Origin of the sequence: Amphritea atlantica, assembly GCF_024347255.1 — a bacterium.
Classification (GTDB): domain Bacteria; phylum Pseudomonadota; class Gammaproteobacteria; order Pseudomonadales; family Balneatricaceae; genus Amphritea; species Amphritea atlantica.
In genome coordinates this window covers 4,019,962-4,032,616 of sequence record NZ_AP025284.1, presented here as the reverse complement: position 1 = coordinate 4,032,616, position 12,655 = coordinate 4,019,962, and the positions used below count along the sequence as shown (strand labels likewise).

6 protein-coding genes, 3 tRNA genes and 2 rRNA genes are annotated in these 12,655 nt (G+C 51.0%); all 11 read left to right on the top strand.

Translation table 11 applies throughout. The features are described from left to right. The first annotated feature begins 22 nt into the window (after window positions 1-22). The 11 genes from pilW (at window position 23) to OCU43_RS18655 (ending at window position 12,484) form a co-directional block, all read left to right on the top strand. A complete protein-coding gene (gene pilW / locus OCU43_RS18705) occupies window positions 23-784 on the top strand; it encodes a type IV pilus biogenesis/stability protein PilW (RefSeq protein WP_091361277.1) in 762 nt (253 codons plus the stop codon). After that, window positions 781-1,752, top strand: coding sequence for a RodZ domain-containing protein (locus OCU43_RS18700; RefSeq protein WP_091361280.1), 972 nt, complete (start codon window positions 781-783; stop codon window positions 1,750-1,752). Before pilW ends, OCU43_RS18700 begins: the two co-directional genes overlap by 4 nt. A 60-nt stretch (window positions 1,753-1,812) precedes the next feature. After that, window positions 1,813-3,048, top strand: coding sequence for a histidine--tRNA ligase (gene hisS, locus OCU43_RS18695; protein WP_217647476.1), 1,236 nt, complete (start codon window positions 1,813-1,815; stop codon window positions 3,046-3,048). Window positions 3,049-3,091: 43 nt separating this feature from the next. Continuing rightward, window positions 3,092-3,739 carry a YfgM family protein gene (locus OCU43_RS18690; protein ID WP_091361286.1) on the top strand — a complete coding sequence of 216 codons (648 nt, stop codon included), beginning with the start codon at window positions 3,092-3,094 and terminating at the stop codon, window positions 3,737-3,739. 3 nt (window positions 3,740-3,742) lie between these two features. Then, window positions 3,743-4,891 (top strand): outer membrane protein assembly factor BamB, encoded by a 1,149-nt coding sequence (bamB, locus tag OCU43_RS18685; RefSeq protein ID WP_091361289.1) that lies wholly within the window; start codon window positions 3,743-3,745, stop codon window positions 4,889-4,891. Between the two features lie 93 nt (window positions 4,892-4,984). Next, window positions 4,985-6,400, top strand: coding sequence for a ribosome biogenesis GTPase Der (gene der / locus OCU43_RS18680; RefSeq protein WP_091361291.1), 1,416 nt, complete (start codon window positions 4,985-4,987; stop codon window positions 6,398-6,400). A 743-nt stretch (window positions 6,401-7,143) separates the two neighbouring features. Next, window positions 7,144-8,686 (top strand): 16S ribosomal RNA (locus OCU43_RS18675). An 81-nt stretch (window positions 8,687-8,767) separates the two neighbouring features. Beyond that, window positions 8,768-8,844, top strand: a tRNA-Ile gene (locus OCU43_RS18670). Window positions 8,845-9,054: 210 nt separating this feature from the next. Beyond that, window positions 9,055-9,146 (top strand) — tRNA-OTHER (locus OCU43_RS18665). 91 nt (window positions 9,147-9,237) lie between these two features. Continuing rightward, window positions 9,238-9,327, top strand: a tRNA-OTHER gene (locus OCU43_RS18660). A gap of 266 nt (window positions 9,328-9,593) precedes the next feature. Beyond that, window positions 9,594-12,484, top strand: a 23S ribosomal RNA gene (locus tag OCU43_RS18655). The 16S and 23S rRNA genes sit together here with 3 tRNA genes alongside, the layout of an rRNA operon. Window positions 12,485-12,655 lie beyond the last annotated feature (171 nt).

Sequence of the window (12,655 nt, the reverse complement as noted above, 5' to 3'; positions counted from 1 at the left end):
ATCTCACCAGGAGTGAATACGATTGAAAGGTTATCTGATATTACTGATTAGTCTATTGATTACCGGGTGTGCTGGGCAACAGGTTAGTACAGCAGAACAGGATTCTCCCAAAGCGGTTCAGGCGTATAATTCGCTGGGTATGCAGTATCTGCGCCGGGGCGATACCGGCAATGCCAAACTCGCTTTCCAGCGCTCCATTGAGATCGATTCTGGTTCAGCTCAGGCCTACAATGGTCTGGCAATGGTGTTTCAGCTGGAAGAGGATGCGACGCTGGCCGAAAACTATTTTAAGAAAGCGATCAAAGTCGAGCCGGACAGTGCCATGCTGCACAACAATTATGGCGCTTTTTTGTTCAGTCTTAAACGCTATCCGGAGGCTTGCAAGCAACTGGCCAGGGCCACAGAGGACCCGTTTTACAATCAGCGTAGTCAGGCGTTTGAAAATCTTGGTCGCTGTTACCTTCTGATTGATCGTCTGGATGCCGCAGAACATGCTTTTAAGCGCAGTCTGACATTAAACCCGAAGCGGCCTCTGGCCATTCTGCAACTGTGCGATGTCATGTTGCAGAAAGATGATCTTGAAGCAGCGGTGAGTCTGTTTGATCAGTACAGTGCGATGGTGGATGCAAAGCAGATCCAGCATAACGCTCAAAGTCTGTGGCTTGGGGTGCAGATCTCCCGGCTGGAGAAGAACGGCGTAGATGCTGCAACCTATGGTCTGATCCTGAAGAACCTGTTTCCGGATTCAGAAGAGTATCAGCAGTATAAGGAGTCAACTCCGTGAGTAATGAGCAGTTGCTGAATCAGGAAGCTGAAGGGCTCGAAACAGAGTTTCCGGCAGGTGAGCTTGCAGTCGCCAGAGAACAGCAGGGGCTGACCCGCAGTGATGTCGCCCGGGAGCTGAGGCTGTCAGAAAAGTATATAGACTCGCTGGAGCGGGGTGCGTTTAATGAGTTGCCCAGTATGGTGTTTGCGCGGGGTTATATTCAGTCATATACCAAGCTGCTGAAACTTGATGCTAAGCATTATCTGGACCTTTTTGATCGCCTCTATGGTCGTACCGGCGCCGGAGCTGCACCGCAGTTTCGTATTGCACCAGGGGTACAGTCTACAGCGAAGCTTGGTGACCCGGTGATCAAGTGGTCGGCCTGGATATTTGTACTGGCGATTATCGCTGCCACCGTCTGGTGGTGGAAAACCCAGCAGGGAGTTGGTCAGCCAGTATCGCAGATGCCTGCAGCACAGTCGGTGGAAGTGGAATCGGTTGATGGCAGCACACTGATCGTACCCTCGGGTATCACTGAAGAGTCGGAAGCGCAGAGTTCCGATCAGCCTGGGATTGATGCTGCTTTGCCTGACGTAGCGACTGAGGCGGGACAAGATACTGCAGCTGCGGTCACAGGTTCACCCGAAGAGGAAATGGCTCCGGAAGCGGGTGATACCTCAGAAACACTGGTTGCCGGTGATACTGCTGTTGAAGAACCGGACCCGCAGCCGGTAACTGGCAGTGATGCTTCACTGCGGATTACGTTTACCGATGAATGCTGGGTGAGTGTTGAAGATCATACCGGTAAGGTGCTGGCTATGCGGGTTAAGCCTGCTGGTAGTGAACTCAGTGTCAGTGGCGAAACGCCGATCAAACTCCTGCTTGGCAGGGTAGAGGCTGTCGGACAGGTGTTTTTCAATGGCACGCCGATAGAGTTTAACCGTGACAGCCGCTCAGGGGTGGTGCGTTTAACGCTGCCGCAATAATTGATAAAGCCATAACAGATCAGGAAAAAGACATTGGCCAAGATTAAAGCCATACGTGGAATGAATGACATCCTGCCAGACCAGACGCCGGTCTGGCATTTTCTTGAGAGCAGTGTGAAGTCGGTGCTGGGTGCTTACGGGTATTCTGAGATCCGTATGCCGATTGTAGAGCAGACCGATCTTTTTAAACGCTCCATTGGCGAAGTAACCGATATCGTAGAGAAAGAGATGTACACCTTTGAGGATCGCAATGGCGAAAGCCTGACGTTGCGACCTGAGGGGACTGCCAGCTGTGTTCGCGCTGGTGAAGAACATGGTCTGCTGTTCAATCAGGCTCAGCGCCTGTGGTATCAGGGGCCGATGTTTCGTTATGAGAAGCCGCAGAAAGGGCGTTATCGTCAGTTTCATCAGATCGGTGTCGAAACCTTTGGTATGTCGGCCGCTGATATCGATGCCGAAGTGATCATGCTTAGCTCGCGCTTGTGGAAACAACTGGGAATCATTGATTCGGTTACCCTGCAGCTGAACTCGCTGGGCAGTAATGAAGCCCGTACTGAATACAAAGCGGCACTGGTTGAGTATCTGTCCGCCCGTAAAGATCAGCTCGATGAAGATAGCCAGCGTCGTCTCAGTAGTAACCCTTTGAGAATCCTGGACAGTAAAGACCCTCAGACCCAGTCGTTGCTGGATGGTGCTCCCTCGCTGAGTGACTATCTCGATGATGAGTCACGGGAACATTTTGCAGATCTGTGTGAAATGCTTGATCAGGCAGGTATCGCCTATGAGCTGAACCCCCGTCTGGTACGGGGTCTCGATTATTACTGCAAAACCGTTTTTGAGTGGGTTACCGATAAGCTCGGCGCTCAGGGCACAGTGTGTGCCGGTGGCCGCTATGACGGTCTGGTAAAACAACTGGGTGGTCGGCCAACACCTGCCGTGGGTTTTGCAATGGGGGTTGAGCGACTCATCCTGTTATTGGAAACACTGGCGGTGATTCCAGAGGCGGTCAAACAACCCTTTGACCTTTATCTCGCAGCAGAGCATAAAGGGCTGCAGCAGTCGCTAATGGTGTTGGCTGAGCAGTTGCGGGACGAGATACCCGGCCTGAGAGTCCGGGTGCATTGCAGTGGTCTGAAAAATATCAGCAGTAAGGCCAGGCAGACGGGTGCTCCCTGGGTGGTATTGGTCCGTGAAGAAAACGGGTCTCTGCTTGCCAACCTGTGGTATAACTCTGAACCAACCTATGATGTTCAGGTCAACAACCTGAGCAGCTTGCTGCTGCAGCAACAGGCATAATAACTAAATTTTCAAAGGCGATTAGGAGCTGGCTGTGTCGGATATGCGCACTGAAGAAGAACAGGTTGAAGCGTTAAAGAACTGGTGGAAGGAAAATGGTAAATCGCTTGTATTAACCATCGCGCTGGCGCTGGCGGTTATTTTTGGCTGGAAGGCCTGGCAGAACAATCAGCGCATCACTGCTGAAAATGCCGGTGTCATGTATCAGAATCTGGTTCAGGCTGTCGCGCTGGCGAGTGCGCCTCAGGCCACCGACGATCAGCGGGCGACCGCGTCGCATCTGGCAAAATCGCTTAAAGATGAATACGGCGATACCACCTATGCGCTTTTTGGTGCGCTGTTCAGTGCCCGTCTGTATGTAGATGCCGGTGATTATGCGGCGGCACTGACTGAGCTGGACTGGGTATTGGCCCAGTCTGATGACAGCGTGATGAAAACGGTTGCGACGATGCGTAAAGCGCGGGTGATGGCGGCGATGGGTGATGCCGATAAGGCGATCGCGCTTCTTGATGGACTGGCAGAGCCCAGCTTTAGCGTCAGTGTCGCGGAACTGAAGGGTGATCTTTATCTGCAGACGGGCGAGGTTGATAAGGCGCGTGCTGCATATCAGTCCGCAGCCACTGATGCACCTCAGGGCGCACGTCCGCTTCTGACTCTGAAGCTTGATAGTCTTGCCGTAAAAGGAAGTTAACAGATGAAACAGCTATGCCGAGTTTTACTGCTGACTATCAGCATGCTGTCAATGACAGCTTGTGGCTGGTGGGGTGGCGAGGTCGAGATTGAACCGGCTGAACTGGTCGATTTTCAGGCTGAAAAAGAGGTTCAGGTCCTTTGGAGTAGCTCTGTCGGGTCGGGCCTGGGGGAGAAATTTAATAAGCTCAGCCTGGCGGTGAATGGCGAGGTTATTTATGCACTGGATGTTGACGGCAAAGTATTTGCGGTCAACCGCGGTGATGGTAAGGAGATCTGGAAAACCGATCTCGATACCCCTATTCTGGGCGGGGTTGGTGTGGGGCCAAACCACGTTGCAGTTACCACCGAGTCGGGTGAAGTTGTTATGCTGAATGCCGATGATGGGGCGGAGATGTGGCGTCAGCAGCTCAGCAGCGAGACCCTGAGTCCGGTACAGATGAACACTGACATAGCGGTTGCTCAGCTGCAGAATGGTAAACTGGTGGCTATGGATATCAGCACCGGTAAGCGTCTGTGGAGCTATGATAGTCAGATTCCACGGTTGACGCTGCGCGGTACCAGTTCACCGATTGTTGCTTCCAATGTCACAATTGCTGGATTTGCAAATGGTAAGCTGGTGGCGGTGCGCAATGATAGTGGCGCTGAGTTATGGGAGCGCCAGGTTACAGTACCCGAAGGTAAAACTGAGCTGGAACGTCTGATCGATATTGATGCCAGGCCGCTCTATATCAATGGCGTTATCTATATTGTCTCTTATCAGGGGCGTCTTGTTGCGGTGAGTGCCTCAGATGCTCAGATACTGTGGTCGCAGAAAGCTTCCAGCTATCAGAGTCTTGCGGCCGGTTTTGGCAATATTTACGTAAGTCAGGAGAATGGCTTTATAGAGGCTTTTGATCAGCGTAGCAGTGCCAGTGTATGGCGTCAGACTGCTCTGGAAAACCGTCAGACAACCGCGCCAGAGGTGCTGGGAACCACCGTTGCGGTGGGTGATTTTGATGGTTATCTGCACTTTATGTCTCAGGTTGATGGGCATTTCGTGGCCCGTTACCGGGTCGATAGTGATGGTATGCGTGGTGATATGGCCGTCGTTGATGATGTTCTCTATGTGCTGGGTAATAGTGGTCGTCTGGTGGCGCTGCAGTTAAACTAGCCACAGAATTTCTGATCGGGCGGCTATCTGTTACTCCAGGTAGCCGCCATTTTGTTTTATATGTAACGCTTTCTTAAATGTGGTAATGAAAATATGCTTCCGGTAATTGCGCTCGTCGGCCGACCCAATGTGGGCAAGTCGACACTGTTTAACAGACTGACAAAAAGTCGCGATGCGCTTGTCGCTGACTATTCGGGTCTGACTCGTGACCGGAAGTATGGCGAGGGTCGTCTGGGTGATCGTGACTATATCGTCGTGGATACCGGCGGTATCTCAGGTGATGAAGCGGGTATTGATTATAAGATGGCTGAGCAGTCGCTGCTGGCGATTGATGAAGCGGATATCGTGTTGTTCCTGGTCGATGGCCGGGCGGGACTTAATCCTGCCGATGAGATGATTGCAGACCATCTGCGCCGCTCCGAAAAAGAGTGCTATCTGATTGTTAATAAGACTGATGGCCTTGATCCAGAAGTAGCGATGGCGGATTTTCATGGCCTGGGACTGTCTGAACCCCTGCCGATAGCCGCGTCACATGGTCGGGGTGTTACCCAGTTAGTGGAATATGTTCTGGCCGAACTGCCTCTGCGGGATGAGGCGGAAGAGGAAGAAGAGCGACAGCGGCAAAAGAAGATCGCAATTATCGGGCGCCCTAATGTGGGCAAATCGACACTGGTGAACCGGATTCTGGGTGAGGATCGGGTGGTTGTATTCGATCAGGCAGGCACAACCCGGGATAGTATCTATATCCCGTTTGAAAGAGATGAAGAGGCTTATACGCTGATCGATACGGCGGGGATTCGTCGCCGAAAGAATGTGACCGAAGCGGTGGAAAAGTTCTCCATCATTAAAACATTGCGTGCAATTAACGATGCCAATGTTGTCGTGCTGGTTATCGATGCCCGCGAAGGGGTTTCAGAGCAGGACCTGCATCTGCTGGGGTACGTGCTTGATGCCGGACGATCCCTGGTGATTGCGGTCAATAAATGGGATGGTATGTCCGGCGATGAGAAAGAAGCGGTGCGTGAGCAGTTGCGCCGTCGGCTGGAATTTGTTTCTTTTGCGCGGATGCATTTTATCTCCGCCCTGCATGGCAGTGGTGTAGGCAACCTGTTCGCTTCCGTTGATGAAGCTTATGGCTTTGCTATGGCCAAGTGGGCAACCAACAAGCTGACCCGCTTGCTCGAAGATATTGTTGCAGATCATCAGCCTCCTATGGTCAATGGCAACCGGATTAAGTTGAGGTATGCTCACCAGGGTGGTTCTAACCCGCCCATCATCGTTATTCACGGCAATCAGACCCGTTCCTTGCCGGGGTCATATAAGCGTTATCTGGAAAATAAATTCACCAGCGTCCTGGGAATCAAGGGCACGCCTCTGCGTTTTGAGTTTAAGAGTAGTGAAAACCCATTCAAAGATAAGAAGAATGAACTGACCAAGCGCCAGGTGATGAAAAAACTGCGTCAGAAGATGCACAATGATAAACAGAAAAAGAAAGGTAGAAAGCGGTAAAGGCTTTGGAGTAGCTAGACGCTTCGCTTGCTAGTGGCGAGGACGGAAACTGCGTTTCCTGCTGGAAAAAGCAAAGACAAAACATAAAAACCGCCGCGAGGCGGTTTTTATGTTTAAGGGTTAAGAGATTTTATTCTACGGACTCGCGTACGAAGTGGGTTTTCACAACACTGATAAAGAAGGCTCTGCTAACCACTAGCAAGCGAAGCGTCTAGCAGCGGCGCAGCCGCGTTCTAGCCACTTGCTGTTAAAAACTCCAATACTGTTCATCAAATTGAAACTTTTTTCGCATCCCCTGTTGACTCCTCTGCCCCAGAATGTAGAATGCGCTTCCTCGCTTGAGACAGCCACCGGAAACGGTCTCTGAAACAGGTGAGGCTGTTGAGTTTAACGCCTTGATAAATCAGTGTTTACACGGTTTTTCAGGTGGCGATAAACAAAACAGGAAGTGGATCAGGCGGTTTGAAAATTTAGTTAAAATTCTCAAACAAAATGGTTGACTTCATCAGGGTGTTGAGTAGAATACGCACCTCGCTTGAGACGACTCACTGGCAACGGTTGAGAGTTGATAGCAACGCTCTTTAACAGATAGATCAGATAATTCGTGTGGGCGCTTGTTGAGATGAAGCACAAAAGCTTTATCAAAGTAAGCGACACCAAGTAAATTCATTTAAGTGTATTTGCAAGTTGTTTAATACTTTGAGCTAGATTTACCGAATGTCTTTTTCCGACATTCTTGATTTAAACTGAAGAGTTTGATCATGGCTCAGATTGAACGCTGGCGGCAGGCTTAACACATGCAAGTCGAGCGGTAACAGAGAGTAGCTTGCTACTTTGCTGACGAGCGGCGGACGGGTGAGTAACGCGTAGAAATCTGCCTGGTAGTGGGGGATAGCCCAGAGAAATTTGGATTAATACCGCATACGCCCTACGGGGGAAAGCAGGGGACCTTCGGGCCTTGCGCTATCAGATGAGTCTGCGTCGGATTAGCTTGTTGGTGAGGTAATGGCTCACCAAGGCGACGATCCGTAGCTGGTCTGAGAGGATGATCAGCCACACTGGGACTGAGACACGGCCCAGACTCCTACGGGAGGCAGCAGTGGGGAATATTGCACAATGGGCGAAAGCCTGATGCAGCCATGCCGCGTGTGTGAAGAAGGCCTTAGGGTTGTAAAGCACTTTCAGCAGTGAGGAAAGGTTGTAGCTTAATACGCTATAGCTGTGACGTTAACTGCAGAAGAAGGACCGGCTAACTCCGTGCCAGCAGCCGCGGTAATACGGAGGGTCCGAGCGTTAATCGGAATTACTGGGCGTAAAGCGCGCGTAGGCGGTTTGTTAAGTCAGATGTGAAAGCCCCGGGCTCAACCTGGGAACTGCACCTGATACTGGCAAACTAGAGTACAGAAGAGGGTGGTGGAATTTCCTGTGTAGCGGTGAAATGCGTAGATATAGGAAGGAACATCAGTGGCGAAGGCGACCACCTGGTCTGATACTGACGCTGAGGTGCGAAAGCGTGGGGAGCAAACAGGATTAGATACCCTGGTAGTCCACGCCGTAAACGATGTCTACTAGCCGTTGGGACACTTGATGTCTTAGTGGCGCAGCTAACGCACTAAGTAGACCGCCTGGGGAGTACGGCCGCAAGGTTAAAACTCAAATGAATTGACGGGGGCCCGCACAAGCGGTGGAGCATGTGGTTTAATTCGACGCAACGCGAAGAACCTTACCTACTCTTGAAATCCAGAGAATTCGCTAGAGATAGCTTAGTGCCTTCGGGAACTCTGTGACAGGTGCTGCATGGCTGTCGTCAGCTCGTGTTGTGAAATGTTGGGTTAAGTCCCGTAACGAGCGCAACCCTTGTCCTTATTTGCCAGCACGTAATGGTGGGAACTCTAAGGAGACTGCCGGTGACAAACCGGAGGAAGGTGGGGACGACGTCAAGTCATCATGGCCCTTACGAGTAGGGCTACACACGTGCTACAATGGCCGGTACAGAGGGCCGCAAACCTGCGAGGGGGAGCAAATCTCAGAAAACCGGTCGTAGTCCGGATTGGAGTCTGCAACTCGACTCCATGAAGTCGGAATCGCTAGTAATCGCGAATCAGAATGTCGCGGTGAATACGTTCCCGGGCCTTGTACACACCGCCCGTCACACCATGGGAGTGGATTGCACCAGAAGTAGCTAGCTTAACCTTCGGGAGGGCGGTTACCACGGTGTGGTTCATGACTGGGGTGAAGTCGTAACAAGGTAGCCCTAGGGGAACCTGGGGCTGGATCACCTCCTTAAACGATAGCGGATTCTTAGCAAGCGTTCACACGAATTATCTGATCACTGATAGAGAGAGCACATTGGTTCTGACCGATTGAAGGCTTGTAGCTCAGCTGGTTAGAGCGCACCCCTGATAAGGGTGAGGTCGGTGGTTCAAGTCCACTCAGGCCTACCACTTTCCCTGGCAATAGCTTGAGTAGGTGGTTAGTTAGAACTGAAGATAGTAGCTCAGCTGGTTAGAGCGCACCCCTGATAAGGGTGAGGTCGGTGGTTCAAGTCCACTCAGGCCTACCAATTTCTCACAATGCTGCGTTAAGTTCATCGTCGTTTATGTACCATAAACGTCCTCAGAACTTGCCTTGCCTTGTAAGAAATATTCTTATCCGGGTTTATGGCTCAGCTGGTTAGAGCGCACCCCACTCTTGGTTTAAAAGAAGGGGGGTGAGGTCGGTGGTTCAAGTCCACTCAGGCCTACCAATTTCTCACAATGCTGCGTTAAGTTCATCGTCGTTTATGTACCATAAACGTCCTCAGAACTTGCCTTGCCTTGTAAGAAATATTCTTATCCGGGTTTATGGCTCAGCTGGTTAGAGCGCACCCCACTCTTGGTTTAAAAGAAGGGGGGTGAGGTCGGTGGTTCAAGTCCACTCAGAACTTGCCTTGTAAGAAATAGTCTTATCCGGGGCTATAACTCGGCTACTGAATTATCTGATCGCTCGTCTGAAAGTCTTAAAACATACACATCACCTTGATGTTTATCTTTTAAAGCTTTTAGCTTTATCCGCTCTTTAACAATTGAATCCTGTAACAAAACGAGAAATATGTACAAGCGCTAATCCGGCGTAAATGTATCGTTACTTCAGCGTCATCTTAGATGGCAATGAAGTTTTATCAGTGACTTTGACAGACCCTTTTGGGTTATATGGTCAAGTGACTAAGCGTGCACGGTGGATGCCTTGGCAGTCAGAGGCGATGAAGGACGTGGTAACCTGCGATAAGGTTCGGTGAGTCGGTAAACAGACTTTGACCCGGACATTTCCGAATGGGGAAACCCACCCAGCATAAGCTGGGTATCTCTTAGTTGAATACATAGACTTTGAGAGGCGAACCCGGGGAACTGAAACATCTAAGTACCCGGAGGAAAAGAAATCAACCGAGATTCCCCTAGTAGCGGCGAGCGAACGGGGACCAGCCCTTAAGCTACTTTAACGTTAGCAGAACACTCTGGAAAGTGTGGCCATAGTGGGTGAAAGCCCCGTATGCGAAAGCGTTTTAGTAGTGAAATCGAGTAGGACGGGACACGTGTTATCCTGTCTGAATATGGGGGGACCATCCTCCAAGGCTAAATACTCCTGACTGACCGATAGTGAACCAGTACCGTGAGGGAAAGGCGAAAAGAACCCCTGTGAGGGGAGTGAAATAGAACCTGAAACCGTGTACGTACAAGCAGTGGGAGCGGTCCTTGAGACCGTGACTGCGTACCTTTTGTATAATGGGTCAGCGACTTAATTTTAGTAGCAAGGTTAACCGTCTAGGGGAGCCGTAGGGAAACCGAGTCTTAATAGGGCGTGCAGTTGCTAGGATTAGACCCGAAACCGGGCGATCTATCCATGGGCAGGTTGAAGGTTGAGTAACATCAACTGGAGGACCGAACCGACTACCGTTGAAAAGTTAGCGGATGACCTGTGGATCGGAGTGAAAGGCTAATCAAGCCCGGAGATAGCTGGTTCTCCTCGAAAGCTATTTAGGTAGCGCCTCGTGTCTCACCATTGGGGGTAGAGCACTGTTTCGGCTAGGGGGTCATCCCGACTTACCAACCCGATGCAAACTCCGAATACCAATGAGTGCAATCACGGGAGACACACGGCGGGTGCTAACGTCCGTCGTGAAAAGGGAAACAACCCAGACCGTCAGCTAAGGTCCCAAAGTTATGGTTAAGTGGGAAACGATGTGGGAAGGCTTAGACAGCTAGGAGGTTGGCTTAGAAGCAGCCACCCTTTAAAGAAAGCGTAATAGCTCACTAGTCGAGTCGGCCTGCGCGGAAGATATAACGGGGCTCAAACCATACACCGAAGCTACGGACGCTGTTTACAGCGTGGTAGAGGAGCGTTCTGTAAGCCGTTGAAGGGAAAGCTGTAAGGCATCCTGGAGGTATCAGAAGTGCGAATGCTGACATGAGTAACGATAAGGGGAGTGAAAAACTTCCCCGCCGGAAGACCAAGGGTTCCTATCCAATGTTAATCAGGGTAGGGTGAGTCGACCCCTAAGGCGAGGCTGAAGAGCGTAGTCGATGGGAAACAGGTTAATATTCCTGTACTTCTTGTTATTGCGATGGAGTGACGGAGAAGGCTAGGCCAGCACGGCGTTGGTTGTCCGTGTTTAAGGTTGTAGGCTGGGAACTTAGGCAAATCCGGGTTCCTAAGGCCGAGAATTGATGACGAGTCCTCTTTTGGACGAAGTGGTTGATGCCATGCTTCCAGGAAAAACTTCTAAGCTTCAGATAACAAGAAATCGTACCCCAAACCGACACAGGTGGTCAGGTAGAGAATACCAAGGCGCTTGAGAGAACTCGGGTGAAGGAACTAGGCAAAATGGTACCGTAACTTCGGGAGAAGGTACGCCGGTGCTGGTGATGGGACTTGCTCCCTAAGCTGGCGCTGGTCGAAGATACTAGGTGGCTGCGACTGTTTATTAAAAACACAGCACTCTGCAAACACGAAAGTGGACGTATAGGGTGTGACGCCTGCCCGGTGCTTGAAGGTTAATTGATGGGGTTAGCTTCGGCGAAGCTCTTGATCGAAGCCCAAGTAAACGGCGGCCGTAACTATAACGGTCCTAAGGTAGCGAAATTCCTTGTCGGGTAAGTTCCGACCTGCACGAATGGCGTAACGATGGCCACACTGTCTCCACCCGAGACTCAGTGAAATTGAAATTGCGGTTAAGATGCCGTATATCCGCGGCTAGACGGAAAGACCCCGTGAACCTTTACTATAGCTTCGCAGTGGACTTTGATATTACTTGTGTAGGATAGCTGGGAGGCTTTGAAACGTGGACGCCAGTTCATGTGGAGCCAATCTTGAAATACCAGCCTGGTACTATTGAGGTTCTAACTCAGGTCCCTGATCGGGATCGAGGACATTGTGTGGTGGGTAGTTTGACTGGGGCGGTCTCCTCCCAAAGAGTAACGGAGGAGTACGAAGGTGCGCTCAGCATGGTCGGAAATCATGCAACGAGTATAAAGGCATAAGCGCGCTTGACTGCGAGACAGACACGTCGAGCAGGTACGAAAGTAGGTCTTAGTGATCCGGTGGTTCTGTATGGAAGGGCCATCGCTCAACGGATAAAAGGTACTCCGGGGATAACAGGCTGATACCGCCCAAGAGTTCACATCGACGGCGGTGTTTGGCACCTCGATGTCGGCTCATCACATCCTGGGGCTGAAGCCGGTCCCAAGGGTATGGCTGTTCGCCATTTAAAGTGGTACGCGAGCTGGGTTTAGAACGTCGTGAGACAGTTCGGTCCCTATCTGCCGTGGACGTTTGAGATTTGAGAAGAGTTGCTCCTAGTACGAGAGGACCGGAGTGAACGAACCTCTGGTGTTCGGGTTGTCATGCCAATGGCATTGCCCGGTAGCTATGTTCGGACAGGATAACCGCTGAAAGCATCTAAGCGGGAAGCCCCCTTCAAGATGAGATCTCACTGGGGCCTTGAGCCCCCTGAAGAGCCGTTCAAGACCAGGACGTTGATAGGCTGGGTGTGTAAGCGTTGTGAGGCGTTGAGCTAACCAGTACTAATTGCTCGTGAGGCTTGACCATATAACGCCAAAAGCGTTTGGGTCAGCTGATAGAAAAAGATACATTGCGGCTGAATAAAACAGCCACGGATTAGAGTTTGTGCATACTCTTCTCGACTAAAGAGTTACAGGATTCGAATGACGCTTTGAGCATAGGTTAACACTGATGTTCAAATCGTTAGAGCAACCAGTT